The sequence below is a fragment of the Diaminobutyricimonas aerilata genome, assembly GCF_002797715.1.
Lineage (GTDB): Bacteria > Actinomycetota > Actinomycetes > Actinomycetales > Microbacteriaceae > Diaminobutyricimonas > Diaminobutyricimonas aerilata.
The window spans coordinates 2,341,653-2,367,569 of the sequence record NZ_PGFF01000001.1 but is presented as its reverse complement, the minus strand read 5'-3'; the positions used below and the strand labels follow the sequence as shown (position 1 = coordinate 2,367,569).

The 25,917-nt window shown below is 71.0% G+C and carries 23 protein-coding genes; 15 read left to right on the top strand and 8 right to left on the bottom strand.

The window, feature by feature from the left end:
- Window position 1: 1 nt before the first annotated feature.
- From CLV46_RS11420 to CLV46_RS17075, 5 genes are read left to right on the top strand one after another with little or no spacing between them, the layout of a single operon-like run.
- The gene (locus tag CLV46_RS11420; protein WP_100364882.1) at window positions 2-262 is read left to right on the top strand and encodes a F0F1 ATP synthase subunit epsilon; all 261 of its coding nucleotides are present in this window, start codon (window positions 2-4) and stop codon (window positions 260-262) included.
- A 14-nt stretch (window positions 263-276) separates the two neighbouring features.
- Window positions 277-786, top strand: coding sequence for a P-loop nucleotide/nucleoside kinase family protein (locus tag CLV46_RS11415; protein ID WP_245866763.1), 510 nt, complete (start codon window positions 277-279; stop codon window positions 784-786).
- The gene (locus tag CLV46_RS11410; protein ID WP_100364880.1) at window positions 786-1,532 is read left to right on the top strand and encodes a YaaA family protein; all 747 of its coding nucleotides are present in this window, start codon (window positions 786-788) and stop codon (window positions 1,530-1,532) included. Before CLV46_RS11415 ends, CLV46_RS11410 begins: the two co-directional genes overlap by 1 nt.
- 21 nt (window positions 1,533-1,553) lie before the next feature.
- Entirely contained in the window at window positions 1,554-1,847 is a 294-nt protein-coding gene (locus CLV46_RS11405; RefSeq protein WP_100364879.1) for a DUF5684 domain-containing protein, read from the top strand.
- A 39-nt stretch (window positions 1,848-1,886) separates the two neighbouring features.
- On the top strand, window positions 1,887-2,021 hold the full coding sequence (locus CLV46_RS17075; protein ID WP_281253572.1) for a hypothetical protein: 135 nt from the start codon (window positions 1,887-1,889) through the stop codon (window positions 2,019-2,021).
- A gap of 9 nt (window positions 2,022-2,030) precedes the next feature.
- Here the strand turns inward: CLV46_RS17075 and CLV46_RS11400 are convergent, their stop codons facing one another.
- On the bottom strand, window positions 2,031-2,609 hold the full coding sequence (locus CLV46_RS11400; protein ID WP_100364878.1) for a DNA-3-methyladenine glycosylase I: 579 nt from the start codon (window positions 2,607-2,609) through the stop codon (window positions 2,031-2,033).
- A complete protein-coding gene (locus CLV46_RS11395) occupies window positions 2,606-3,112 on the bottom strand; it encodes a methylated-DNA--[protein]-cysteine S-methyltransferase (protein WP_100364877.1) in 507 nt (168 codons plus the stop codon). The genes CLV46_RS11400 and CLV46_RS11395 overlap by 4 nt, the downstream gene beginning before the upstream one ends.
- 85 nt (window positions 3,113-3,197) lie before the next feature.
- Between CLV46_RS11395 and CLV46_RS11390 the strand changes: the two genes are divergently transcribed.
- Window positions 3,198-4,166 (top strand): aldo/keto reductase, encoded by a 969-nt coding sequence (locus CLV46_RS11390; RefSeq protein WP_100364876.1) that lies wholly within the window; start codon window positions 3,198-3,200, stop codon window positions 4,164-4,166.
- 34 nt (window positions 4,167-4,200) lie between these two features.
- On the opposite strand, the gene CLV46_RS11385 is transcribed toward CLV46_RS11390, so the two are convergent.
- From CLV46_RS11385 to CLV46_RS11360, 6 genes are all read right to left on the bottom strand, one after another.
- The gene (locus CLV46_RS11385; protein ID WP_100364875.1) at window positions 4,201-4,728 is read right to left on the bottom strand and encodes a TspO/MBR family protein; all 528 of its coding nucleotides are present in this window, start codon (window positions 4,726-4,728) and stop codon (window positions 4,201-4,203) included.
- A 60-nt stretch (window positions 4,729-4,788) separates the two neighbouring features.
- Entirely contained in the window at window positions 4,789-5,550 is a 762-nt protein-coding gene (locus CLV46_RS11380; RefSeq protein WP_100364874.1) for a ribosomal RNA small subunit methyltransferase A, read from the bottom strand.
- Between the two features lie 265 nt (window positions 5,551-5,815).
- Complete coding sequence (locus CLV46_RS11375; RefSeq protein ID WP_211282189.1) at window positions 5,816-6,373, bottom strand: YceI family protein; 558 nt, start codon at window positions 6,371-6,373, stop codon at window positions 5,816-5,818.
- A 149-nt stretch (window positions 6,374-6,522) separates the two neighbouring features.
- Window positions 6,523-7,821: an NAD(P)/FAD-dependent oxidoreductase gene (locus CLV46_RS11370; protein ID WP_211282188.1), complete on the bottom strand. Its 1,299-nt coding sequence runs from the start codon at window positions 7,819-7,821 to the stop codon at window positions 6,523-6,525.
- 56 nt (window positions 7,822-7,877) lie between these two features.
- Entirely contained in the window at window positions 7,878-9,302 is a 1,425-nt protein-coding gene (locus CLV46_RS11365) for an aspartate aminotransferase family protein (protein WP_100364873.1), read from the bottom strand.
- Between the two features lie 2 nt (window positions 9,303-9,304).
- Window positions 9,305-9,784, bottom strand: a complete 480-nt coding sequence (locus tag CLV46_RS11360; protein WP_100364872.1) for an Lrp/AsnC family transcriptional regulator — start codon at window positions 9,782-9,784, stop codon at window positions 9,305-9,307.
- Window positions 9,785-9,890: 106 nt separating this feature from the next.
- Between CLV46_RS11360 and CLV46_RS11355 the strand changes: the two genes are divergently transcribed.
- The 9 genes from CLV46_RS11355 (at window position 9,891) to CLV46_RS11315 (ending at window position 25,850) form a co-directional block, all read left to right on the top strand.
- Window positions 9,891-11,327 carry a gamma-aminobutyraldehyde dehydrogenase gene (locus tag CLV46_RS11355; protein ID WP_100364871.1) on the top strand — a complete coding sequence of 479 codons (1,437 nt, stop codon included), beginning with the start codon at window positions 9,891-9,893 and terminating at the stop codon, window positions 11,325-11,327.
- Window positions 11,324-11,905: an FHA domain-containing protein gene (locus tag CLV46_RS11350; RefSeq protein ID WP_100364870.1), complete on the top strand. Its 582-nt coding sequence runs from the start codon at window positions 11,324-11,326 to the stop codon at window positions 11,903-11,905. Before CLV46_RS11355 ends, CLV46_RS11350 begins: the two co-directional genes overlap by 4 nt.
- A gap of 26 nt (window positions 11,906-11,931) precedes the next feature.
- Window positions 11,932-12,765: a PP2C family protein-serine/threonine phosphatase gene (locus CLV46_RS11345; RefSeq protein WP_100364869.1), complete on the top strand. Its 834-nt coding sequence runs from the start codon at window positions 11,932-11,934 to the stop codon at window positions 12,763-12,765.
- Window positions 12,766-12,821: 56 nt separating this feature from the next.
- Window positions 12,822-14,246: a serine/threonine-protein kinase gene (locus tag CLV46_RS11340; protein ID WP_100364868.1), complete on the top strand. Its 1,425-nt coding sequence runs from the start codon at window positions 12,822-12,824 to the stop codon at window positions 14,244-14,246.
- Between the two features lie 3 nt (window positions 14,247-14,249).
- Window positions 14,250-20,084 (top strand): Ig-like domain-containing protein, encoded by a 5,835-nt coding sequence (locus CLV46_RS11335; RefSeq protein ID WP_100364867.1) that lies wholly within the window; start codon window positions 14,250-14,252, stop codon window positions 20,082-20,084.
- Window positions 20,085-20,115: 31 nt separating this feature from the next.
- The gene (locus CLV46_RS11330; RefSeq protein WP_100364866.1) at window positions 20,116-21,087 is read left to right on the top strand and encodes an AAA family ATPase; all 972 of its coding nucleotides are present in this window, start codon (window positions 20,116-20,118) and stop codon (window positions 21,085-21,087) included.
- The gene (locus CLV46_RS11325; RefSeq protein WP_100364865.1) at window positions 21,084-22,472 is read left to right on the top strand and encodes a DUF58 domain-containing protein; all 1,389 of its coding nucleotides are present in this window, start codon (window positions 21,084-21,086) and stop codon (window positions 22,470-22,472) included. Before CLV46_RS11330 ends, CLV46_RS11325 begins: the two co-directional genes overlap by 4 nt.
- Window positions 22,469-24,766: a transglutaminase-like domain-containing protein gene (locus CLV46_RS11320; RefSeq protein ID WP_157802305.1), complete on the top strand. Its 2,298-nt coding sequence runs from the start codon at window positions 22,469-22,471 to the stop codon at window positions 24,764-24,766. Before CLV46_RS11325 ends, CLV46_RS11320 begins: the two co-directional genes overlap by 4 nt.
- 112 nt (window positions 24,767-24,878) lie before the next feature.
- Window positions 24,879-25,850 carry an FHA domain-containing protein gene (locus CLV46_RS11315; RefSeq protein ID WP_157802304.1) on the top strand — a complete coding sequence of 324 codons (972 nt, stop codon included), beginning with the start codon at window positions 24,879-24,881 and terminating at the stop codon, window positions 25,848-25,850.
- Window positions 25,851-25,917: the final 67 nt, after the last annotated feature.

Genomic DNA, 25,917 nt, shown 5'->3' with positions numbered 1-25,917 from the left:
CATGGCCGCTCTCAAGGTCAGCGTCGTCTCGGCGGATCACGAGGTGTGGTCCGGCGAGGCGTCGCAGATCATCGCCCGGACCACCGAGGGCGAGATCGGCATCCTCCCGGGGCACGAGCCGCTGCTCGCCATCCTCGGTGCCGGTGAGGTGCGTGTCACGGTCGCGGGCGGCGGCAACGTCACCGCCAACGCCGAAGACGGGTTCCTCTCGGTCGAGCACGACACCGTGACGATCGTCGCGCGCAACGCCGCGTTGGTCTGACGATGCTCATCGCGATGGCGGGTCTGCCCGGCGCGGGCAAGAGCACCATCGCGGCCCTCGTGGGGCGCCGGCTCGGCGTGGCGACCGTCTCGGTCGATCCGCTCGAGTCGGCGATCCTCACCGCGGGCATCGACCCGGATCAGCCGACGGGGCTCGCGGCGTACCTCGTTGCCGAGACCCTCGCCGACGCGATTCTCGCGGCCGGGCAGACGGTCATCGTCGACGCGGTCAACGCCGTCGGTCCCGCCCGTGAGCAGTGGGTGCGTCTCGCCGCGAAGCACAAGGTGCCGCTGCGATTCGTCGAGATCGAGTGCAGCGACCCGGAGGTCCACCGGCGCCGGCTCGAGAAGCGGCGCCGGAACCTCGCGCACCTCGCCGAGCCCACCTGGCACGCCGTCGAGCAGAGTCTCGAGGAGTACGCGGAATGGTCGGGTGAGGCCGCGCTGGCCCCGCGGGTGACCCTCGACTCCGTGCATCCGATCGACGCGAACGCGGAACGCGCGATCGCCTTCGTGACGGACTGATGTTCCTGATCCTTCCTCCCTCCGAGACCAAGCGCGACGGGGGAGTCGCCGAGTCGAGCCTCGACCTGGCCGCGCTGAGCTTTCCGGAACTCACCCGGGAACGCCGCGCCGCCCTCGCGGCCCTCGCCCGGGTGAGCCGGAACGCGACGACCGCCGCCGCGGCGCTCAAGCTCGGCCCGACGCAGCGGTTCGAGATCGACCGCAACCGGAACATCCGCCATTCGCCGGTGATGCCGGCGATCGACCGGTACACGGGTGTGCTCTACGACGCCCTCGACGCCGCCTCGCTCGGCGCCCCGGAGCGCGGGTTCGCGGGGCGTCACGTCGTCGTGCACTCGGCGCTCTTCGGACTCGTCGGCGCCCTCGACCCGATCCCGGCGTACCGGTTGTCGCACGACTCGCGATTGCCCGACCTCGTGTTGCGTCGTCACTGGGCGACGGGCGTCTCCGCCCGGCTCGCCGAGCACGACGGCGTCGTGCTCGACCTCCGCTCGGAGGGCTACGTCGCCCTCGGGCCGGCGCCCGTGCGACCGGACGCGGCCTACGTGCGTGTCGTGACCGAGACGCCGGACGGCACCCGCAAGGCGCTCAACCACTTCAACAAGTCGGGCAAGGGCCGCTTCACGCGAGCCGTGCTCGACTCCGGTATCGTTCATGCGGACCTGGCGTCGCTGATCGAGTGGGCGCCGTCCGCGGGGTTCCGGCTCACGCCGAGCGGTGCGGGTGTGCTCGACCTCGTGGTCTGACCGCCGACGACGGGAGCGCGCATGCACGACGACGACCTGGTGAACCCGGTGTTGCCTCCGGAGTTCATGGCGCTGTTCTTCGGCACCTTCTTCGTGTCGTTCCTTCTCATCGCGGCGCTCGTCTACGCGGTGCAGGCGATCGCCCTGATGTTCTTCTTCACGAAGGTCGGCGTCGAGCAGTGGAAGGCGTGGGTGCCGTTCTACAACGTCTGGGTCTGGCTCGAGGTGGGCGGGCAACCCGGCTGGCTCGCCCTGCTCGGGCTGATCCCCGGCGGCAGCATCGTCACGTTCGTCTTCCTCTGCATCGGCATGTAACGTACGGGGCTCGCGTTCGGGCGCGAGGGCGCGTGGGTCGTGCTCGGCGTCTTCGCGCCCGTCGTCTGGCTCTTCGTGATGGCGTTCGCCGAGCACCGGTACCGTCCCGAGGTGTTCGCGCAGAACGGCTGGCAGGGTCCGTACGCCGGCCACGGCCGACGCAACCCGGTCTGAACCGGCTCCCTACGCGCCGACGGCCGCCTCGGCGGCACGCCAGCATCCGGCGACGTGATCGTCGACGAGCCCGGCGGACTGCATGAGGGCGTACATCGTCGTGGGACCGACGAATCGGAACCCGTGAGCCCGCAACGCCTTCGAGAGCGCGGTGGACTCGGCCGTGACCGCGGGGATGTCGGCGAGCGTCGCGGGCCGTGCGTGCGCGACCGGTGCGAACGACCACACGAGACGGTCGAGCGCTCCCGGATCGTGCGCCGTGAGCTGCTGCACCGCGCGCGCGTTGCCGATCGTGGCCTCGATCTTGGCCCGGTTGCGGATGATGCGGGTGTCGGTCATGAGTCGGTCGACGTCGTCGGGGGTGATCGCGGCGACGGCATCGATCTCGAAGCCGTGGAACAGCTCCCGGAACGCCGGGCGGCGGCGGAGGATGGTGATCCAGGACAGGCCGGCCTGGAATCCCTCGAGGCTGATCTTCTCGAAGAGCGGTCGATCACCGTGCAGCGGGAAGCCCCACTCCTCGTCGTGGTAGCGACGGTACTCCGGATCTGTGCCCGCCCATCCGCAGCGCTCGGGGTCGTCGGTCACGCGCGGTGCTCGATGCCCTCGTGGGCGAGCAGCCACGCCTTCGTCGGGATGCCGTCGCCGCCGCTGTAGCCGGTGATGCGTCGGGAGATGCCGAGCACACGGTGGCACGGGACGAGCAGCGGAACCGGATTCGCGCCGACGGCGCCGCCGACCGCTCGACCCGCGGTGGGGCGGCCCGTGGCGAGCCCGATGGCGCCGTACGAGACGATCTCGCCGTACGGGATGGTGGCGAGGTAGTCCCACACGGCGCGTTGGAAGTCCGTGCCGACCAGCCGGACCGGCACGTCGAACGAGCGCCGCCGTCCGGCGAAGTACTCGGTGAGCTGAGCCGCGGCGGCGTCGAGCACGTCGTCGGACTGCTCGGGCGCGTCATCGAGCGGGAGCGCTCCGGCACGTTGCATGGACAGTCCGGTGACGGCCTCGCCGTCGCCGGTGAGCAGGATGCGCCCGATGGGGCTGTCGACGCGACGGAGCGCGTCGGGAAGGGTCGCGGTGCTGAGCATGATCCGACTGTAACGAGCGCCCCGGACATCCACTCGCGGATTTCGGACATCGGGGACGGACGCCCGGATCGCGATGTGGGGGAGGATGAGTGCCATGGAGTACAGGAACCTCGGCACCTCGGGACTGCGCGTCTCGGTCATCGGACTCGGCTGCAACAACCTCGGTCGACCGGGCACGGCGAGCTACTCGCAAGAGGGGACGACGGCCCTCATCGACTCAGCCATCGACGCCGGGGTGACGCTGTTCGACACGGCCGACATCTATGGCGAGGAGTTCGGACTGAGCGAGACGCTGCTCGGCGAGGCGCTGCGCGGTCGCCGAGAGCGGGTGGTGCTCGCCACGAAGTTCGGTCACAGCGACCGGCACGGTCCCCGCGAGGCCTGGGGTGCGAAGGGGTCACGTCGGTACGTGCGCCTCGCCGTCGAGGATTCGCTCCGACGATTGCAGACAGACTGGATCGACCTCTACCAATTGCACACGCCCGACCCGGCGACGCCGATCGAGGAGACGCTCTCGGTGCTCGACGACCTCGTGCGCGAAGGCAAGGTGCGCTACATCGGTCACTCCAACCTCGACGCCTGGCAGGCCGTCGACGCCGACTGGACCGCGCGCACCGCCGGCCTCACCCGATTCGTCTCGGCGCAGAACGAGTACAGCCTGCTCCGCCGCGGAGTGGAGCGGGAGCTCCTGCCGGCGCTCGAGAAGACCGGCATGGGCTTCCTGCCCTACTTCCCGCTGTTCAACGGCGTGTTCACCGGCAAGTTCACCCGCGACGGCGGCCCGGCCGACAGTCGCATCATGAGGCAGCGCCCGCACGTGCTCGACGAGGTGCCGTGGGATGCGGTGGAGCGGTTCCGGTCCCTGTGCGAGGAGTGGGGCGTCGGGATGCTCGAGGCGACGTTCGTCTGGCTCCTGTCGCGCCCGCAGCTGGCGAGCGTGATCGCCGGGGCGACGACGCCGGAGCAGATCGCCCGCAACGCCGTCGCGGCGGACGCCTGGCATCCGGACGGCGAGCAGCTCGACCGGATCACCGAGCTCTTCCCGCTCGACTGAGCGACCGGGAGCGTGCGTTGGAGCGAGACCGCGCTCAGCTGTTGAGCACGGCGGCGGCGACGTTGAGCGTCGTGGCGAACAGCACCCACGCCCAGTAGGGCACCAGTAGCCAGGCCGCCCGGCGGTCGATCGGCCGGAACCGCAGCATAGTGAGCAGCACCGCGACGTCGAGCGCGACGATGATCGCGGCCGCGATCCACAGCGCTGCGGGCCCGAGGGCCGGGTAGGCGCCGAAGAACACGGGCGTCCACACGGCGTTGAGCACGAGCTGCGCGACGTACAGCGCGAGCGCCGCACGCGCACCGGGCCGGTCGCGACGACGCCAGACGAGCCACGCCGCGATCGACATGAGCGCGTAGAGCACGGTCCACACCGGCCCGAACAGCTGGTTCGGCGGACTCCAGGAGGCCTTCTCGGCCTCGGCGTACCAGCCGTCGACGTTCGCGATCGTCGAGAGCGATCCGAACGCCGCGACGGCATAGGCGATCAGGAGGAACAGCACGAGGGCGAGCGCGGAGCGGCCCGGCGAGGTGGGTCGGTGCTCGAGCGCGGTCGCGGTCACGGCGGGCTCCTTCCGAGCGGGCGGATGCCTCGACGCTAGGCAGCACGCCTGGGAGGCGGCTCACCGGTCACGTCCGCCGCGCGCGACCAGCCGCCGGGCCACGGTGATCCATTCGTCGGGGTGCACGCCCGACGCGACCCGCCCCCGGGCGAGGTGCGACCAGGCGAAAGCGTTCCGCGCCCCGAACGTGCGCGCGAGAGACGCCGCGACGCTGCCCCCTGCGCCGCCGAATGCGGCCTCGACGACGCGCGCGTGCACGCGGGATCCGGTCGCATCGAGCACCGGACGGTCCCGGCGCTCGATGCGCAGGATGCCGGAGTGCACGCGAGGGACGGGACGGAACGCCGTGGCGTCGACCCTGCCGTGGTAGCTCCACCGATGGGTCGGCCACGTCGCGGCGGTGAGTCTCGACCACCGCCCGTAGCCGCCCGACCGCTTGAGGGCGACCTCGAGCTGCACGAGCACGGTGGCGCTGCGGCATCCCCTCGCCTGCAAGCACCAGTCGATGATGCGCGCCGTCGCGGAGTAGGGGATGTTGCCGACCACCTGGAAGTCGCGGTCCGGTGGGCGGGAGCGGGCGAAGTCGCCGAGCATGACGCGCGCATCGGTGCGGTCGCGGAGCACGGCCGCCCACCGCGGGTCGATCTCCCACGTCCAGACGGTGGCGTGCGGCGTGAGGGCACGGGTCAGCGCTCCTCCGCCCCCACCCGGTTCGAGCACGAGCCCGCGCGGCCGTGCGACGGAGACGATGCGCTCGATCGCCTCGGGGGAGTGCAGGAAATTCTGTGAGAACCGCGCTCGGTTCGACGGGGTGCGCGACATGCGCTGCCTTCCGGAACGAGGGCACAGCAGAGCTGGCCCGGCCACTGGGGGAGTGGGCCGGGTCCCGGGGGCGCGCGGGGCTAGCGGGGGACGACTAGCGCGCTGTCGCGCGGCCGGGAACCGGCGGCGCGATGCGCTTGCGTATCGACATCATCACGAGGTGCTCCGATCGGGGGCGCGGACCTCACGAGCTTAGCTCAGTGGTCGTCCGGGCGAAAGAAAGGAGGGGCCGCATGACGCGACCCCTCCGACACCTGCGGGACCGCTACTTCTGGAGCACGACCTGGAGGTCGAAGTCGATGGTGACGTCGTCACCCAGGGTGAAGCCGCCGGCCTCGAGCGCGGCGTTCCAGCTGACGCCGAAGTCGTGGCGGTTGATCTTGGTGCGGGCGGTGGCGCCGGCCTTGGTCTGTCCGTAGCCGTCGGTGACGATCCCGCCGAACTCTCCGGTCAGCACGACCGACTTGGTCACGCCGCGCAGCGTCAGATCGCCGGTGACCTGGAAGTCGTCGGGCGTGCCCGAGATGGAGGTCGAGCGGAAGGTCGCCGTGGGGTGCTCGTCGACGAGGAAGAAGTCGCTCGTGCGGAGGTGGGCGTCGCGGTCCTTCTGCTTCGTGTTGATCGACCCGACGTCGATGGTGGCCTCGATGGTCGAGTCGGCCGGGTTCTCCGCCGTGACGATCGTCGCATCGAACGATTCGAACGTGCCCCGCACCTTGCTGATGGCGAGGTGACGCACCGAGAAGGTGATCTCGGAGTGGGTCGGGTCGAGGCGCCAGGTGCCGACGATGTACTGCGGGTGGATGTCTGTCGTGATGCTCATGACTCCATGCAATCGCATGGAGCGACGATTCATTCCCCATTTCGTTGACGTGTCACGAAGATTTAACCTGGCGACCCTTCGACAGGCTCAGGACGGGCCCTTCGACAGGCTCAGGACGGGCCCTTCGACAGGCTCAGGGACCGGCCGGGTCAGTGCCCGACGAGCGGACCCATGAGCCGTGCGGCGAGCGACGGGCGACGCGTCAGTCGCTCCTCGGCGTCGGCGGCGGTCATCGCGAGGAGTCCCGCGTTCGCGCCGGCGAAACGGAACGGCTCCGGCTCCCAGCGCGGGGAACGGTGCTGCACCCAGGGGAGGTGGGTCAGTTCGTCGTCCCAGCCCGTGATGAGCCGGGCGAGCGTGCGTCCGGCCAGGTTCGTGGTGCTGAGGCCGTCGCCCACATAGCCGCCCGCGGACCCGATGCGCGTGTCCCGGTCGAACCGCACCGACGCGTGCCAGTCGCGCGGAACTCCGAGCGGTCCGCCCCAGCGGTGGCTCACCCGCGCATCCCCGACCTCCGGCAGGAGGTCGACGAGGGCGCTGCGCAGATGCTCGAACACCCGGTCGACGCGGTCGTATCCGGGCCGCACGCTGCTGCCCCAGTGGTACCGGGCGCCACGGCCGCCGAACGCCACGCGGTCGTCGGCGGTGCGCTGGCCGTAGACGAGGAGGTGGCGGTAATCGGTGAAGGTCTGTCCGTGCGCGATGCCGATCGCATCCCAGGTCGACTCGGGGAGCGGTTCCGTCGCGATCATGAGCGAATAGAGCGGCAGCACCTCGCGGCGCGTGCGGGGAAGCGTCGCCGAGTACCCCTCGAGCGCGACGACGATCGCGCCGGCCTCGAGGTCGCCGAGCGCGGTGCTGACGCGCCCCGGTGCCCAGTCGAGCACCTCGGTCTGCTCGCGGATGCGCACCCCCCGGGCTTCCACGACGCGAGCCAGTCCCCGCACGAGGCGCGCCGGGTGCACACGAGCGCAGTGCGGGTCGAACACGTGGTCGCGCGGCCCGCTGCGGAACTCGAGTTCGTCGACCCCGAACGCCGCCGCCTCGCCGAGCTCGTGCTGCGCGGCGCGGCGTTGCGCCGGACCCCGCACGAACGACACGGTGCCGCCGCGCACGAAGTCGCACTCGATGCCCTCTGCGGCGACGACCCTGCCGACCTCGGCGACGGTGTCGATCATCGCCCGGCGCATCGCGATCGCCGCATCACGGCCGTGCGCGCGGGCGAGGGACGACGCCGAGCGCGGGAACAGCGCGCTGCACCAGCCGCCGTTGCGCCCGGATGCGCCGAAGCCGGCAATCTCCTTCTCGAGCACCACGATCTCGAGCGACGGGTCGAGCTCCGTGAGGTAGTACGCCGTCCACAACCCGGTGAGACCGCCGCCGATGATCGCGACGTCGGCTCGTTCCCCGGGACTCAGCGGCTCCCGCGGCGCGAGCGGCTCCGGCACCGAGTCGTGCCAGAAGCTGAGTGCCCGGTATCCGGAGCGCTCCGCCGCCGCGCCGCTCAGAGCCGCGTCCAGGCCTCGGTGAGGACTCCGCGCAGGATGCTCTCGATCTCGTCGAACTCGGCGGGGCCGGTCGTCAGCGGCGGCGCGAGCTGCACGACGGGGTCTCCGCGGTCGTCGGCCCGGCAGTAGAGGCCCGCGTCGAAGAGCGCCTTCGAGAGGAAGCCGCGCAGCAGGTGCTCGGACTCCTCGTCGGTGAAGGTCTCCTTCGTCGCCTTGTCCTTCACGAGCTCGATGCCGAAGAAGTAGCCGTCGCCGCGGACGTCGCCGACGATGGGCAGGTCGTTCAGCCGCTCGAGCGTCGAGCGGAACACCGGGGAGTTCTCGCGGACGCGTTCGTTGAGCCGCTCCTCCTCGAAGATGTCGAGGTTCTCGAGGGCGACCGCGGCCGAGACCGGATGCCCGCCGAAGGTGTACCCGTGATAGAACGACGTGTCGCCGTGCTTGAAGGGCTCGTAGAGGCGATCGCTCACGATCGTCGCGCCGATGGGGGAGTACCCGCTCGTCATGCCCTTCGCGCACGTGATCATGTCGGGCACGTAGCCGTACTCGTCGCACGCGAACATGTGCCCGATCCGCCCGAACGCGCAGATGACCTCGTCGGAGACGAGCAGCACGTCGTACTGGTCGCAGATCTCACGCACCCGCTGGAAGTACCCGGGAGGCGGCGGGAAGCATCCGCCGGAGTTCTGCACCGGCTCGAGGAACACCGCGGCGACCGTTTCCGGGCCTTCGAAGAGGATCATCTCCTCGATGCGGTTGGCCGCCCAGAGGCCGAACTGCTCCTCCGCCCCGAGTGTGGAGCTCGTCGAAGCGGTGAACCCCATCTCTTCGGCGCGGTAGTAGTTCGTGTTCGGAACGCGGAAGCCGCCCGGGGTGACGGGCTCGAACATCTGCTTCATCGCCGGGATGCCGGTGATCGCGAGGGCGCCCTGCGGGGTGCCGTGGTAGGCGACGGCCCGCGAGATCACCTTGTGCTTGGTGGGGCGGCCCTGCAGCTTCCAGTAGTACTTCGCGAGCTTGAACGCGGTCTCGACCGCCTCGCCGCCGCCGGTGGAGAAGAACACCCGGTTGAGATCGCCCGGCGCGTACGCGGCGAGACGATCGGCGAGCTCGATGGCCGACGGATGCGCGTACGACCACAGCGGGAAGAAGGCCAGTTCCTCGGCCTGCCGGGCCGCGACCTCGGCGAGCCGGCGACGCCCGTGACCGGCGTTGACGACGAAGAGTCCGGAGAGGCCGTCGATGTACCGCTTGCCCTGGGTGTCCCAGATGTGGTGGCCCTCGCCCTTGACGATGATCGGCACACCCGATCCGGACTCCATCACCGACTGGCGGGCGAAGTGCATCCAGAGGTGGTCTTTGGCCTTCTGCTGCAGGTCGGCGTCGCCGACCGTCGTGACGGGCTGTTCGGTGGTGGTCATGGTTATCGGGTTCCCCAGTTGTAGAACTGCTTGTGCAGTCGGAGGTAGACGAAGGTCTCGGTGGACTGGACACCCTCGATGCCGCGGATGCGGCGGTTGAGCAGCTCGATGAGGTCGTCGTCGTTCTCGCACACGACCTCGACGAGCAGGTCGAAGCTGCCGGCCGTGAGCACGACGTAGTCCACGGCGGGCAGCCGCCCGAGCTCGTCGGCCACGATCGTCGTGTCGCCCGAGACCCGGATGCCGATCATCGCCTGGCGGTAGAAGCCCAGCTGCATCGGATCGGTGACGGCCACGACCTGCATGACGCCGGACTCGGTCAGTTTCTGCACGCGCTGCCGCACGGCCGCCTCGCTGAGTCCGACGGCCTTGCCGATCTCGGCGTACGAACGGCGACCGTCCTCCTGGAGCTGCTCGATGATCGCCTTCGACACGTCGTCGAGGGTGATCGGTTTCGCGGAAGGGCGGCCCGGGGCGCTCATGCGTCGATTCTGTCAGCGCGACCGGGCTCAGACAAGCGGATCCGCAACCCGAACGGGTCGAATCCGCCGGAATCCGTAGTGGCATCCCGCAGCGGGGTGGGTCATCATGGTTCGCATGACCGAACTCCGCAACTTCATCGACGGCCGCTACGTCGACAGCTCGGCCGAGTCGTCGATCGACCTCGTCGACCCGGCGACCGAGGAGGTCTACGCCACCTCCCCGGTCTCGACCGCCGCCGACGTCGACACCGCGTACCGCGCCGCCGCCGCGGCCTTCGAGCTGTGGGGCGAGACGACCCCCGCGGAGCGGCAGCTCGCCCTGTTCCGCATCGCCGACGCGGTGGAGAAGCGCGCGGAGGAGTTCGCCGACCTCGAGTCGAAGGACACCGGCAAGCCGCGCGGAAGCCTCATCGAGGACGAGATCCTCGTCTCGGTCGACCAGATCCGCTTCTTCGCCGGCGCCGCCCGCAACCTCGAGGGCAAGTCGGCCGGCGAGTACATGGCCGATCACACCTCCTTCATCCGCCGCGAGCCGATCGGCGTCGTCGGGCAGGTGACGCCGTGGAACTACCCGCTCAACATGGCCGTGTGGAAGTTCGCCCCGGCGCTCGCCGCGGGCAACACGACCGTGCTCAAGCCGAGCGACACGACGCCGTCGTCGACGCTCCTGCTCGCCGAGGTCGCGGCCGAGTTCCTGCCCAAGGGCGTGCTCAACGTCATCACGGGCGATCGCGGCACGGGCGCGGCGATGATCGATCACCGCACGCCGCAGCTCGTGTCGATCACCGGATCCGTGCGGGCCGGCATGGAGGTCGCCCGGGCGGCGGCCGGCGACCTCAAACGCGTGCACCTCGAGCTCGGGGGCAAGGCACCGGTCGTCGTGTTCGACGACGCCGACATCGCCAAGGCGGTCGAGGGCATCGGCACAGCCGGCTACTTCAACGCCGGGCAGGACTGCACGGCGGCCACCCGCGTGCTCGTCCACGAGAACGTGCACGACGAGTTCGTCGACGCGATGGTCGCCTGGGCGCGCGAGAACGCGCGCACCGGCGCGCCGCACGAGGACGTGCTGTTCGGACCGCTCAACAACGCGGACCAGTTCGACCGGGTCGCCGGCATGGTCGACGCGCTGCCCTCGCACGCCGACGTGCGGCTCGGCGGTGCCCGTCAGGGCGACCGCGGCTACTTCTACGAGGCGTCGGTGGTCACCGGGTTGCGTCAGGACGACGACGCCATCCAGAACGAGATCTTCGGGCCGGTCATCACCGTGCAGTCGTTCCGCGACGAGGCGCAAGCGCTCGAGTGGGCGAACGGCGTCGAGTACGGGTTGTCCTCGAGCGTGTGGACCTCCAATCACGGCCGGGCGATGCGGTTCGCCAAGCACCTCGACTTCGGCTGCGTGTGGATCAACACCCACATCCCGCTCGTGGCCGAGATGCCGCACGGCGGCTTCAAGCACTCCGGATACGGCAAGGACCTCTCGGCGTACGGCTTCGAGGACTACACGCGCATCAAGCACGTGATGTCGTACATCGGCGAGTGAGCGGCCCGCGCTCCGAGCACGAGCCGGATCTCGACGACACCGTCCTGCGGCCGGCGGGCGCGCCGGACCGCGGGGTCGGCGCCCCGCCGGACACCGATGACACGGTGCTCCGGGCGCGCGGCGCGGCCGCGGACGTCGACGACACGGTGCTCGTGCGTTCGACCGCCCCGGCACCCGTGGTTCCCGCTGCACGCCCGCCGGCGGTCGCGCCGCCGCCCGCAGCTCCGGCCGCCGCATACCGGTTGCGGATCGCCGACGAGGTCGTGCCGGTCGACGGCGTCGTGCTCATCGGCCGTCGGCCGAGCCCGCCCCGGGTGCCCGGCCCGGTGCCGCCCCGGCTGGTGACGGTGCCGTCGCCGACGAGCGAGGTCTCCTCGACCCACGTCGTGATCCGGCCCTCCGGCACGACCCTCGTCGTCACCGATCTGCGCTCCACGAACGGCACGCGGCTGTCCACCCCCGGGGCGCCTCCGCGCATGATGCGACCGGGGGAATCGGTCGTCGTGACGCCCGGCACCGTGCTCGACCTCGGCGACGGCGCGGCCGTCGAGGTGCTCGGGCGCGAGCGGCTCGGCTAGGCTCTGAGGGCCATGGGAGATCGACGGTGACACAACTCGGCCGGAATTCGGAGCGGCACGAGGTGACGGTGCCGGGCCGCGACGAGCGCATCGTGCTGTCGTGGGCCTCGGTGAGCAACGTCGGTCTGCGTCGTGCCGCGAATGAGGACAGCCTCATCGCCGAGCCGCCGATCTTCGCCGTCGCCGACGGGATGGGCGGCCACGCCGCCGGGGATCTGGCGAGCGCCGCCGTCGTCGCGCGGCTGTCGGAGATCGCGGGAGAGCCCTACCTCGAGCTGCACGAACTCGTCGAGGCTCTCGAGTCCGCGACGACCGACATCGGCGGGATCGCCGACGAGGGGGAGCTCGGCGTCGGCACCACCGTCACCGGGGCCGCCCTCGTGCTGCAGAGCGGGAACCCGTATTTCGCCGTGTTCAACATCGGCGACAGCCGCGTCTACCGTTACGGCGAGGGCGAACTCGCCCAGGTGACCGTCGACCACTCGATCGTGCAGGAGCTCGTCGACTCCGGGGTGCTGCACCCCGACGATGCCGAATTCCACCCCGACAGCAACGTCATCACGCGCGCCGTCGGGTTCAACGTGCGACCCCAGCCCGACAACTGGCTGCTGCCCATCGAGAAGGGCATGCGGCTGCTGGTCTGCTCCGACGGTCTGACCAAGGAGGTCGACCGCCAGCGGCTCAGCCTCCACCTCGGCGCCGGCCTCGCCGCGAAGGAGACGGCACACGCCCTCGTCGACGCCGCCCTGGCCTCCGGGGGCCGCGACAACATCAGCGTCATCGTGCTCGACGTGCTCGACGCCCCGGCTGGGAACGAGCTGGACACCACGTCCCCCCGTTCGGGGGTAAGTCGGTCCTGATCGGCCATTTGCCTGCCTACAATGAGGCAGTTTCCCGAGCCGAGGAGGGGGTTCTCGTGGTGCGTCGTCTGCCGTCCCAGCCTCCCGTGCTGCCCGGGTTCTCCCACCTGCACATCCTCGGATCCGGCGGGTTCGCCGACGTGTTCCTCTACGAGCAGAACATGCCGCGGCGGCAGGTCGCCGTCAAGGTGATGCTGTCGGAGGTCGTCAACGACCAGGTGCGGCAGATGTTCCAGGCCGAGGCCAACCTCATGGCCCAGCTCAGCGCGCATCCGTCGATCCTCACCGTCTATCAGGCGAGCGTCTCCGCCGACGGGCGCCCCTACCTCGTCATGGAGCTGTGCTCGTCGTCGCTCAGCGAGCGGTACCGCCGGGAGCGCGTGCCGGTGCCCGAGGTCCTCCGGGTCGCGGTCAAGATCGGCAGCGCCGTCGAGACGGCCCATCGCCAGGGGGTGCTGCACCGCGACATCAAGCCCTCCAACATCCTGATGACCGCCTACGGGCATCCGGTGCTCTCCGACTTCGGCATCGCCGCGACCCTCAGCGAATCGCAGCACCAGGACTCCGTCGGCATGTCGATCCCGTGGTCCGCCCCCGAAGTGCTCATGGACGAGACCCCGGGCACCGTGGCGACCGAGGTCTGGTCGCTCGCCGCGACCGTGTACTCGCTGCTCGCCGGTCGCTCGCCGTTCGAGATCGTCGGAGGGGCGAACTCGTCGACCGACCTCATGTCGCGCATCAACAAGGGCAAGCCGCAGCCGATCGACCGGCCCGACGTGCCCGCCTCGCTCGAGCGCGTGCTGCGCCGGGCGATGTCCCGCAAGCCGGAGGACCGCCCCGCGTCGGTGCTCGAACTCGTGCACGAGCTCCAGCAGGTCGAGAGCGAACTCGGCGTGCCGCAGACCGCGATCGAGGTCGCGATGGACGACTGGGCGCTCGCGACCGTCGCCGACCTCGAAGACCGCACCCGCGTGCGCGGCGCCTCCGCTCCCGTCGCCGCGGCGGGCCGTCGTCGACGCCGTCGGCCGGCCGCCGCGGCGGGCGCGTACAGCTCGGTCGGCACGGTGCTGCGGGACGAGGTGCCCGGTCCGCGTTCCACCGGCACGCGCCCCGCGCAGCAGACCCGCGGCATGCAGGTGCTCGCGTGGAGTCTCGTCGCGAGCGCGGTGCTCGTGATCGGACTCGGCGCGATGGCCACGTGGGTGCTCATCCGCGCCGGCTCCGACGAGATCCCCGTCGTGGCCGACATCCGGGCCGAACGGCAGAGCGGAGCGGTCGAGTTCTCGTGGGCGGACCCCGGTCTCGCCGAGGGGGACAGCTACCAGGTCGACGTCGCCGGAGGCACGTCGAGTGTTCAGCAGGGTTCGCGCTACGTGGTCGACGCCGCCCCCGATGAGCGCGTGTGCATCACCGTCACGGTCAACCGTGAAGGGCGCACCGGCCGGACCAGCGGCGAGAAGTGCGCGGATGCGTCGGGCTGAGTCGTGAGGATCGGCGCATGGATCGCCGGGAACCGTTCCCTCGTCGCCACGCTGACGAGCGGTTCCGTGGTCGCGGCTCTCGTGGCCTCGGTCGCGCTGACCTCGAACGGATACGTCGAGCAGCGCGTCGACCTCGACGACGGCTCGGTGTGGGTGGTGAACGGCTCCCAGCAGGCGGTCGGTCGCGCGAACACCCAGGTCTTCGAACTCGACACGGTGCTCCCGCTCGCCGGAAGCGACCTTGACGTGCTGCAGAACGGCTCGACCGTGCTCGTGCACGACGCGGCCAACGCGCGCCTCGAGGTCATCGACCCCGCGACCGCGCAGGCGGGTGAGAGCATCCCGCTCCCGCCGGACGAGGGTGAGGTGTTCCTCGCCGGTGATCGCGTCGTCGTGCACGAACGCGGCTCCGGCGGACTGTGGGCGACGGATGCGAGCGAGCTCGACACCTTCGATGCCGCCGGTGAACCCGATCTCGCCCTCGGCGCCGACTCGGTCGCCGCCGTCGACGAGCGCGGCCGCGCGGTCGTGTACTCGCCGGAACTCGGGCAGGTGTCCGTCGTCGACACCGACTCGACGGCGCGCGTCGTATCGACCCACGATCCGGGCTTCGACGACGCCGACGACGTGCAGGTGACGACCGTCGCCGGTCGATGGGCGGTGCTCGACCGGGACTCGCGCGAGCTCGTCGTCGACGGCGAGTCGATCGACCTCTCCGACCTCATCCCGGCCGACGGCTCCCCGCAACTGCAGACCGCGTCGGCCGACGGCGACCGGGTGCTCGTCGCCTTCGACGGCGGCGTCGTCGCGGCGCCGTTCGGAGGCGACCCCGTGGTGGCCGAGATCGACGGGGCGGGCGAGGCGGCGCGGCCGCAGCATCTCGACGGATGCGACTTCGCGGCCTGGGCGGGCGGCGTCGCGTGGCGCGATTGCGGCGAGGCGGAGACGCTCCGGCTGAGCGGCATGGCGTCGAACCCGGAGCTGCGCTTCACCGCGCACGGCACCCACATCGTGCTCAACGACGCGACCGCCGGCGACGCGTGGGCCGTTCAGGCCGCCGGCCAGCACATCGACAACTGGGCCGACCTCATCGACGAGGAGCGCGACGAGGAGGAGGTCACCGAGAACGACACGACGACCCCGCCCGAGACGGAGAAGACCCAGCTGCCGCCCGTCGCGGTGGACGACGACCTCGGCGCACGACCGGGGCGGTCGAACATCCTTCCCGTGCTCCTCAACGACTACGACGCGAACGGCGACGTGATCGTCATCACCGAGGTCGGGGCCGTCGACGAGTCGCTCGGGCGCATCGACGTCATCGCGCAACGGCAGCAGCTGCAGCTCACGCTCGAGCCGACCGCGACCGGGGTGCTCACCATCCCGTACTCCATCGACGACGGGCGCGGCGGCACGGCGAGCGCCGTCGCGACCGTCACCGTCCGCGGAGCGGACGAGAATTCCGCGCCCGCGCAGGTTCGACCCACCCGCGCCGAGGTCATGCCGACGCTGCGCGTCACGAGCCACGTGCTCGGCGACTGGATCGACCCCGACGCCGACCCCTTCTATCTGACCGCGGCGGTCGCGACCGCGCCCGATCAGGCGACCTTCAAGCCGGAGGGCTCGGTGCGCTTCATCGAGGGCGGGGGCGGCGGCGACCGCCGGTCGGTTGCGCTCACCGTGAGCGACGGCCGCGACAGCGGTACGGGCTCGCTCGAGATCACGGTGCGCGACACGACGACTCTCATCGCCGACTCGTTCCCCGAAGCCGCGTACGCCGGCGAGGAGAAGACGATCGAACCGCTCAAGCACGTGCGCGGCGGCCGCGGCACCGTGACCCTGAGCGCCGTGCCGGAGAAGACCGGGGCGACGATCGTGCCCAACTACGACGACGGCACGTTCACCTTCGTGAGCAGCGAGGTGCGCGTGCACTACCTCGACTACGTCGTGACCGACGGCGACCAGACGGCCACCGGCAGTATCCGCGTCGACGTCACCGCCCCGCCGGACCCGAACACCCCGCCCGTCACGACGCCGAAGACCGTCTTCGTGCGCACCCTCAACAGCGAGACGCTCGACATCGCCGGCACCGACCGCGACCCGGCCGGCGGCGTGCTCGTCGTGACCGGCGTCAGCGGTCTCGCCCCCGACTCCGGTGTGCGCGCCGAAGTCCTCACCCAGTCGCGGGTGCGCGTCACGCTTACCGCGCCGCTCGAGGGTCCGGTGACGTTCGGCTACCGCATCAGCAACGGACTCGCCGAAGCCGACGGCAGCATCACGGTCGTCGAGATCCCGAACCCCGACCAGCTGCAACCGCCCATCGCCCGCGACGACACCGCATCGGTGCGCGTCGGCGACGTCGTCGACATCCCGGTGCTCGCCAACGACGAGCAGCCCGACGGCGAGCAGGTGCGGCTGCTTCCCGCACTCGTGCGCGGCGTGCCGGACGGCGGGGGACTGCTCTTCGCCTCCGGAGACCGGTTGCGCTACCTCGCCCCCGAGGCCGCCGGGGTGTACACCGCCGTCTACCAGATCGGCGGACCGTCGGAGCAGACGGCGCAGGCCGAGGTGCGCATCACCGTGCGCGAGGCGAACCCCGACGTCAACGCCCCGCCGGTGCCGCGGCCGATCACCGCGCGCGTACTCGCGGGGGAGACCGTGCGCGTCGAGGTGCCGCTCACCGGCATCGACCCGGACGGCGACTCGGTGCAGTTGCTCGGACAGGAGACGAACCCCGAGAAGGGCTCGGTCGTCTCGGTCGAGTCGAACGTCATCGAGTACGAGGCGGGCGACTACTCCGCGGGAACCGACAGCTTCACCTACTCGGTCATCGACTCCCTCGGCGCCCGGGCGGTCGGTACCGTGCGGGTCGGCATCGTGCCCCGCTCGGACGGCGCCCGCAATCCGGTCGCGATCGAGGACGAGGTGTTCATGCGCCCGGGCGGCTCCATCTCGGTGCAGGTGCTCGGCAACGACTCCGACCCGGACGGCCGGGAGCTGCGGGTGGCCGCCGTCGAGCCGAACTCCGCCGACATCGCCGCCGAGATCATCGACGACACGGTCGTGCGGGTCACGCCCCCGTCCGCTCCGGGCGCCTACGGACTCGTCTACACGATCGAGAACGCGGTGGGAGGCACGAGCTCGAACTTCGTGCGCGTGATCGTCGATCCGGAGGCGCCGCTCGCGCATCCGCTCGCCGACGACACGGTGCTCACCCTCTCCGACGTGCTCGATCGTGAACAGCTCGAGGTCGATGTGCTCCGGAACGTGTTCTTCGCCGAGGGTGACGTGCGCGACCTCGGCGTGCGGGTACTGCCCGGATGGGGCGGATCCGCGGAGGTGACGGCCGACAAGCGCATCCGGGTGGCCGTCACGGCGAAGAGCCAGATCATCCCCTTCTCGGTCTCCCATCCGGACGACGACTCCGTGCGCTCCTACGCGTTCATCTGGGTGCCGGGACTCGACGACGCGCTGCCGCAGCTGGATCGCACCGCCCCGCCGCTCGTGGTCAAGAGCGAGGAGACGCTCACCATCGACCTCAACGATCGCGTGCTCGCCGTGGGCGGCCGGGGCGTGCGGCTCACCGACACGAGCTCGGTGCGCGCGACGCACTCCGACGGCAGTGATCTCGTCGTCAACTCGACGACGCTGCGCTTCGTGTCGGCCGACCGCTACTTCGGCCCGGCGTCCATCTCGTTCGAGGTGACCGACGGGGCGACCGCGGACGATCCGCGGGGCCGTGTGGCGACCCTCGTGCTGCCCATCCGGGTCGAACCCCGTGAGAACCAGCCGCCGGCGTTCACCGGAGGCGTCATCGAGTTCGAGCCCGGTCAGCAGAAGGTCATCGACCTCGTGCGCCTCACCAGCTATCCGTACGACGACGACCTCGACGAGCTCGCCTACTCCGTCGTGCAGCCGCCGCAGGGCTTCACCGCCCGGGTCGACGGTCAGCGGTTGACGCTCACGGCTGACGAGAGCGCCGTGAAGGGCACCTCCGCGTCGGTCGGCCTCGGCGTACGTGACGAGGTGAACGCCGGCCAGCCCGGGCGCATCACCCTCAACGTCGTCGCATCGACGCGGCCTCTCGCCCGCCCGGCACCCGACCAGGGACTCGCCCGCCGTGGCGCGTCGACGACGATCGACGTGCTCGCCAACGACGAGGCGACCAACCCCTTCCCCGGCAGTGCGCTGCGGGTCACCGCCATCCGCGGGCTCGACGCCGGCGTGCCACGCGGAGTGCAGATCTCGCCGAGCTCCGACAACTCCCGGCTCTCGGTCACCGTCGCGGACAGCGCGACACCGGGCGACACGACGCTGCAATACCAGGTGACGGATGCGACGGGCGATCCGGACCGGACGGTGTGGGGGCTCGTCACGGTGTCGGTGCAGGACGTGCCCGACGCGCCGGCGGCTCCGGAACGCCAGGGCGGCTTCGTCAGCGGGGAGTTGACGCTGCGGATCACCCCGCCCGCCTTCAACAACGCGCCGATCACCGGTTACCGCGTCGTCAGCACGGAGGGCGGGTACTCCTTCGACTGCGGCACCCAGACGTTGTGCCGCCTGCAGGGCCTCGAGCTCGGCCGGAGCTACCGCTTCCAGGTGATCGCCACGAACGCGGTCGGCGATTCGGCCGCCGGCGCTCCCAGCGTGCCGCTGAGCGCCGACAACGTGCCGCCGGCGCCGACGTCCGTGAACGCCGTCGCGACATCGGCCGCCGAGGGCGACCTGCGGATCTCCTGGCCGGCCGTGCCGGACACCGGGGCGGGGAGCGCCGTGCGCAACTACGGCGTGCAGATCAGCGGAGCCGGCATCGACGAGCGCTTCGACGTGTCGGCCGGCACGACGAGCCTGTCGACCTCGGCGCGCGGCATCACCCTGCCGCCCAATGTCACGGTGGTTGTCACCGTATTCGCGCGCAACGCGTCGCAAGTTCAATCTGACGACCAGTGGGCGCGCACAAGTTCTCCGGTGACCCGGACAGTCGGGGCACCAAGCGCCCCGGAGCCTCACGCATCAATGACTCGAGACCCTTCAGGCACTAGCAGGATCATCGTCGAATGGGCGCCGAGTTCTCCTAACGGCGTTGCTCAGGAGAACGTGAAGTATTTTGTCGCGCGGTCGACTGGCGAAGGCGCCGGGTCGTGTCCTACTTCCGCAGCTGTCGAGAGTTCGCCATACGAAGACACTGAGTTCGACGATGGTCGGCAGTACACCTATCACGTGTACGCCTACAACGGATTCTTCTGCTCGGTCGGGTCCACACCGCCGATTGAAGCGAAGCGCCCCCCCGGTCAGGCCTCCGCCACGTTAGAAGTGGCCGCGCGTTCTGATTCTGGACAGTTCGACGTGCGTATCGATTCCATCGCCGCGCCCGGAATCGCGAACAAGTTCCAGTACCGCCTAAGTGCGAACGATGACTGGAAGAACGTATCAAGAGGGGACTGGTTGACGGAGTTCGGGTCTGTCGTATACGGGACACCCTTCTCAGTGACCGTTCGCGCCTGTAGGGACGCTTCTGACACGTATTGCGGGCCTGAATCGGCGGCTACCGCGGCCGTTGTTCCGATCGACACCCGTGCCGACGTCGCCTCCTGCGCCCCCGCGCAGCTCCCGCAGCTCACGGCGCCAAACAACGCCGGTGTGGCGCCAGATTCTTTTGTGCTTGCTTACGAGATTCCTGAGAAGGACATCTTCGGCGTGCCGACGGGCGGCTGGGAGTGGACGGACTTCAACTATGCATCCGACACCGCCGCACCTGAGGGCGCCAGGGCCGCGCGGGTGAAGGCGACCGTGGCGACATACCAGGACCCCGGCTACGGGGAGGGCGCGTGCACGCCATGATGGACACTCTGGGGAAAGTAGGGGCACGGGCATGACGATGACGCCGGAACAGGCGGGCTGGTTCTCGGGGATCTTCGGGCGGCTGGTGGCGAACGTGGAGCAGGTGCTGCTCGGCAAGACGTTCGTCGTGCGCCTCGGCTTCGTGACCCTCGTGAGCGAGGGGCACCTGCTGCTCGAGGATTACCCGGGCACCGGGAAGACCTCTTTCGCGCGGGCGATCGCGCAGAGCGTCGACGGCACGAGCAACCGGGTGCAGTTCACCCCCGACCTGCTGCCCGGCGACATCACCGGGGTGAGCGTGTTCGACCAGCAGTCGAACCACTTCGAGTTCCACCGCGGGCCGATCTTCTCCAACATCGTGCTCGCCGACGAGATCAACCGGGCGAGCCCGAAGACGCAATCGGCGCTGCTCGAGGTCATGGAGGAGAACCACGTCACCGTCGACGGCCAGACGCACCCCGTGGGCGCGCCCTTCATGGTGATCGCGACGCAGAACCCGATCGAACAGGCCGGCACCTACCGCCTGCCCGAAGCGCAACTCGACCGGTTCCTCATGAAGGCGTCCATCGGGTATCCCGACCACGCCTCGACGCTGCGCATCCTCGAGGGTGCGACCCACCGCGGACACGAGGTCACCGTGCCGCCGGTGATCTCCGCGGCGACCGTCGTCGAGATGGCCAACCTCGCCCGCACCGTGCACGTCGACCCCTCGATCAACGACTACGTGAGCCGCCTCGTCGACGCGACCCGATCCGCGCAGGAGGTGCGGCTCGGCGTGAGCGTGCGCGGCGCCCTCGCCCTCATCCGTGCCGCCAAGACCCTCGCCGCCGCGAACGGCCGGCACTACGTCGTGCCCGACGACATCAAGCAGCTCGCGGACCCGGTGCTCTCGCACCGACTCGTGCTCGACCCGGAGGCGGAGTTCGACGGCGTCACGGCGCCGAGCATCGTGAGCCAGCTGCTCATCGAGACGCCGCCGCCGAGCGACAGGCTCGCCGTGTGACGTACCGCACCGACTCCGGACGTACCTCGCGCAGCACGGGTCCCCGTTCCGAGACGGTCTCCTCGACGCAGGGTCTCACGAACGCGCGCACGCGCATCGTCGGCGACCGCACGGGAGCCGGGGCGGATGCGGTGGTCGGCATCGTGCGGCTGCTGCGTCTCGCGCGGGAGCGGGTGGGCGCCCACGCCCGCCGTGCCGCCTCGGTCGTCACCCCGCTCGGCTGGACGGCGCTCGCCGTCGTGCCCGCGGCGTTCCTCGCCGGCTACGGATTCGGACTGCAGGAACTCGTCGTGGTGGCGTGGCTCGGGCTCGTGCTGCTCGTCGTCGGTGCCCTGTACCTCATCGGCCGGCTCACGGTCGACGTGGACCTCGACCTGCCCGCGCCGCGAGTGACGGTGGGCGATCCCGCCGAGGGCGAGGTCATCGTGCGCAACCCGGCCCGACGGGCGATCCTCGGGCTCACCGTCGAGATCCCGGTGGGCCGGGGTCTCGCCGAACTCGCCCTCCCCGGCCTGCGCGGGGGAGCGGAGGCGCGCCGCCGGTTCGTCGTGCCGACCGCGCGGCGCGGCGTCATCGAGCTCGGGCCGGTGCGCAGCGTGCGCGCCGATCCGATCGGGCTCGTCCGCCGCGAGGTCGTCTGGGCCGGGAGCCGCAGCCTGTACGTGCACCCGCACACGATCGCGATACCGAGCACGAGCACCGGGTTCATCCGCGACCTCGAGGGCAGTCCGACCCGCGATCTGAGCTCGGCCGACGTATCGTTTCACGCCTTGCGCGAGTACTCGCCGGGTGACGACCGGCGCTACATCCACTGGAAGTCGACCGCGAAGACGGGCACCTACATGGTGCGCCAGTTCGAGGAGACCCGGCGCAGCCACCTCGTGGTGGCCCTGAGCCTCGCGACGGGCGACTACGCCACCGAGGATGAGTTCGAACTCGCGGTGAGCGCAGCCGCGTCGCTCGGGGCGCGGGCCATCCGCGACACGCGCACCCTCTCGGTCGTCGCGAGCGAGCGGACGCCCGAGTTCGCCAAGCGCAAGGTGTTCGCGGTGCGCACCCTCTCGACCGTCACCCGCACCCGCCTGCTCGACGACCTCGCGGGTGTCGAACAGGCCGACTCGGCGCTCGGCGTCGTCGACCTCGCCCGCGTCACCGCGACGAAGATCGGCGGGGTCTCGGTCGCCTTCCTCGTCTGCGGCTCGCTGCCGACCCCGGCGCAGCTGCGCACTGCATCCGCCTTCTTCCCGATCGGCGTCGAGGTCGTCGCGATCGTGTGCGATCCGGACACCGTGCCGGGACTGCGCCAGGTGGCGGGGCTACGGGTGCTCACGATCGGCTACCTCGCCGATCTGCAGAAGGCCCTCGCCCGGTCGGCGGCGACATGAGGCGCCGACCGGATGCGGTGACCGTACTCGGCACCGTGCTGCTCTTCTGGGCGGCGATCGCGTGCGCGGCCGCGGCGCTCTACCCGATCTACCGCGACCCGCAGTTCCTCGTCGTCGCCGTCGGGGCGGTGCTCGGCGGAACCGTCGTCGCCGTGCTCGGAGCGCTGCTGCGCTGGTCGTCGTTCCTCGTGTTCCTCGCGGGGCTGCTCGCGGTGCTCGCCCTCGGGGTGCCGCTCGCGGTGCCGCGGCTGGCCCTGCGCGGCGTGCTGCCCACGCTCGAGGGCCTCCGGGAGCTCGTGCTCGCGATCGCTCTCGGCTGGAAGCAACTGCTCACCATCGCCCTGCCGGTCGGCGCCTACCAGGCGCTGCTCGTGCCGGCCTTCGTGCTGCTGCTGGTGGCGACCGTCGTGGGACTCTCGGTCGGATTGCGCGCGCGGTTCGGCGAGCTCGGCGCGATCGCCCCGCTGACCGTGTTCGTGATCGCCCTCGCGCTCGGTCCCGACGACCGGGAGCTCGGCTTCTGGGTGCCGGTGCTGCTCGTCGCGAGCGTGCTGCTCTGGGTGGTCTGGCGCCGCTGGGCGCGGCGGCGGGCGTCGATCGCCCTGCTCGCCCGGCAGGGCGCGCCGGGCGACGAACTGGAGACCCGGGGCTCGACGCTCGCCGGCGCGACCCGTGCCCTCGTCGCCGCCGGAGTGCTCGTCGCGCTCGCCGCGGGCGCGTCGTTCGCGGCCGCATCCGCCCTGCCCACGACCTCCGAACGCGACGTCCTGCGCACCGTGGTCGCCCGTCCCTTCGACCCCCGCGACTACGTGAGCCCGCTCTCGGGCTTCCGCGGATACCTGCGCGAGGACCGCGAGGACGCGGCGCTGTTCGACATCGACGGCCTGCGCGAAGGCGACCGGGTGCGGATCGCGACGCTCGACAGCTACGACGGCGTCGTCTACGCGGTGGGTTCCGGCGATGCGGCGGATGCCTCGGGGCGCTTCACGCGCGTGCCGGACCGTTTCGACCAGGGCGATCTCGCCGGCGATCCGGTCGAGCTCGAGGTGCGCATCCGCGACTACTCGGGCGTGTGGCTGCCCACGGTCGGCGCGTTCGAGGCGATCGACTTCGCCGGCGCCGATGCCGGCGCGCTCAGCGAACGGTTCTACTTCAATCCGGTGACCGACACCGCCGCCGTCGTCGACGGGCTCCGGCCGGGTGACATGTACCGGCTGCAGGCGATCGTGCCCGACGAGCCGACGATCGAGGAGCTCGAGGGCATCAACCCCGGCGCCGCGGTCGTGCCCGACCCGGAGGTGGTGCCCGAAGAGCTCGCGGAGCGGCTCGACCAGTACGCCGCGGCGGCGACGACGCCGGGCGCCGCCCTCGTCGACGCGCTCGAGGGACTCGCGCGCGACGGGTACATCAGCCACGGGCAAGAGGACGAACCGCCGAGCCGGTCCGGGCACTCCGCGGACCGGATCACGCAACTGCTCACCGAACCGCTCATGATCGGCGACGCCGAGCAGTACGCCGTCACCGCCGCGCTCATGGCGAGGCAGCTCGGGTTCCCCGCTCGCGTCGTGTTCGGCTTCGCGCCCGAGGAGGTCGGCTCGACCACCACCGTGCGCGGCGACGACGTGACCGCGTGGATCGAGATCGACACGGCGGAACGCGGCTGGGTCGCCGTCGACCCCAACCCCGCCGTGCGGCCCATCCCGGAGGCTCCGCCCGAGGAACCGACGCCCGTCTCGCGGCCCCAGCCCGTCGTGCCGCCGCCGGCGACGCAACCGGATGAGCGCGACGACCAGGTGCCGCCCGAGAGCGACCAGGAGCAGCCGGAGGCCCTCGACCCGCTGCTGGCCCTCCTGCTCACCGTGCTCGCCGTCGCGGGATGGTCGCTGCTCGCGCTCGCGATCCTCGCCTCCCCGTTCCTCGCCATCATCGGCAGCAAGGTGCTGCGTGCCCGCCGTCGTCGTCGCGCCGCGGACCCGCGGGACCGGATCCGCGGCGGGTGGGACGAGTTCGCCGACGCGGCCCTCGACCACGGGTACCGGCCGACCGCGACGGCCACCCGCAGCGAGGTCGCCGAGACGGTGGGAGGCACGAAGTCGCGCATCCTCGCCTACATCGCCGACCGCGCGTCGTTCGCACCGGGCGCCCCGCCGGAGGACGACCCGGATCGCGTGTGGCGCAGCGTCGACGAATTGAAGCAGGCGATGGATGCCAAGCTCACCCGCTGGGAGCGTCTCCGTGCACGCCTCTCACTGCGATCACTGCGTCGTTATGCTGGACGACGACCGGCACGGTAGGGGGAGACACGTGGACTGCGCGTACTGCGGCACACCGCTCCCGAGCGGTGCCCTGTTCTGCGGCGAATGCGGTCGCGCGGTGACGGTCCGCGCGACACCACCGCCGACCGCCGTGAACGACACGATCCGGATCACGCCGCTGCAGTTGCGAGAGCCCCCTGTCGAGTCGGCGGAGCCGCCGGCTCCAAACGCCCCGGCGCGCCCCGAGCGTGTGCTCGATCTCGATCTGCCCTCGTGGTCGTCGCTCGACCCCGCCTCTCCCGCGGCTCAGACCTCACCCCGGCTCCGGCCGCAACCCGCCACACCCGCGCCCGAGCCGCCGAGCGACGACGCTCCGTCCGACGCGCCCGCGGCGCGTCCCGCCGCGCCGGACCCGGCGCCCTCCGCCGCGCCGGAACCCGCGTCATCCGTCGAAGCGGTGCCCTCCGCCGAGCCGGAGCCCGCGCCGCGCGCCGAACGGACGGCCACGGCATCGGCCGAGTTGCACGCCCGGCATGCCGCTCCGGTCCCGCCCGACGCACCGCGTCCGCCGCTCGTGCAGCCGCCGCTCGGTGCCCGGCCGAGTGGAGTGCTGCCGCACGCCCACCCGCAGCACGCCGCTCCGGTCGCGCCCACCGCTCCCGCGTCGCCCACCGCGCCTGCGTCGCCCACCGCGCCTGCGTGGCCCGCCGCTCCTGCGTCGCCGGCGGCGGCGCCCGCGCATCCGGAGTCGTTCGAAGACGTCGAGGCCACCCGGCTCGTCTCGCATCGACCGGCCGGGGCGCGATTCGTGCTCCAGTTCAGCACGGGGGAGAGTGTCACGGTGTTCGGGACCGGCCTGCTCGGCCGCAATCCCGTGCCGCAGCCCGGCGAGTTCTTCGACCATCTCGTGCCGTTGCTCGATCCGGGCAAGTCGGTGTCGAAGACGCACCTCGAGTTCGGCCAGGAGGGCGGCGCGTTCTGGGTGCTCGACCGGTTCTCCGGCAACGGCACGATCGTGCGCGAGCCGGACGCGGCACCCCGGCGCTGCGAGCCTGGTCGCCGTTACGTCGTGGCCCGCGGGGCGCGCGTCGACATCGGCGAGCAGTTCTTCGTCGTGAGCTGATCCTCCCCAGTTCCCTCGAACCGGCTCGCACGCACCGATCGCCCGATCCGGGCACCGCGGCACGCCG

Excerpts from the sequence above, each read along its gene's own strand:
- CLV46_RS11360 (WP_100364872.1), bottom strand. The coding sequence starts at position 9,784 with ATGAGCGCCCCGGGCCGCCCTTCCGCGAAACCGATCACCCTCGACGAC.
- CLV46_RS11415 (WP_245866763.1), top strand. The coding sequence starts at position 277 with ATGGCGGGTCTGCCCGGCGCGGGCAAGAGCACCATCGCGGCCCTCGTG.
- CLV46_RS11330 (WP_100364866.1), top strand. The coding sequence starts at position 20,116 with ATGACGATGACGCCGGAACAGGCGGGCTGGTTCTCGGGGATCTTCGGG.
- CLV46_RS11380 (WP_100364874.1), bottom strand. The coding sequence starts at position 5,550 with ATGTCGCGCACCCCGTCGAACCGAGCGCGGTTCTCACAGAATTTCCTG.
- CLV46_RS11375 (WP_211282189.1), bottom strand. The coding sequence starts at position 6,373 with ATGAGCATCACGACAGACATCCACCCGCAGTACATCGTCGGCACCTGG.
- CLV46_RS11420 (WP_100364882.1), top strand. The coding sequence starts at position 2 with ATGGCCGCTCTCAAGGTCAGCGTCGTCTCGGCGGATCACGAGGTGTGG.
- CLV46_RS11365 (WP_100364873.1), bottom strand. The coding sequence starts at position 9,302 with ATGACCACCACCGAACAGCCCGTCACGACGGTCGGCGACGCCGACCTG.
- CLV46_RS11405 (WP_100364879.1), top strand. The coding sequence starts at position 1,554 with ATGCACGACGACGACCTGGTGAACCCGGTGTTGCCTCCGGAGTTCATG.
- CLV46_RS11395 (WP_100364877.1), bottom strand. The coding sequence starts at position 3,112 with ATGCTCAGCACCGCGACCCTTCCCGACGCGCTCCGTCGCGTCGACAGC.
- CLV46_RS11390 (WP_100364876.1), top strand. The coding sequence starts at position 3,198 with ATGAGTGCCATGGAGTACAGGAACCTCGGCACCTCGGGACTGCGCGTC.
- CLV46_RS11320 (WP_157802305.1), top strand. The coding sequence starts at position 22,469 with ATGAGGCGCCGACCGGATGCGGTGACCGTACTCGGCACCGTGCTGCTC.
- CLV46_RS11410 (WP_100364880.1), top strand. The coding sequence starts at position 786 with ATGTTCCTGATCCTTCCTCCCTCCGAGACCAAGCGCGACGGGGGAGTC.
- CLV46_RS11355 (WP_100364871.1), top strand. The coding sequence starts at position 9,891 with ATGGTTCGCATGACCGAACTCCGCAACTTCATCGACGGCCGCTACGTC.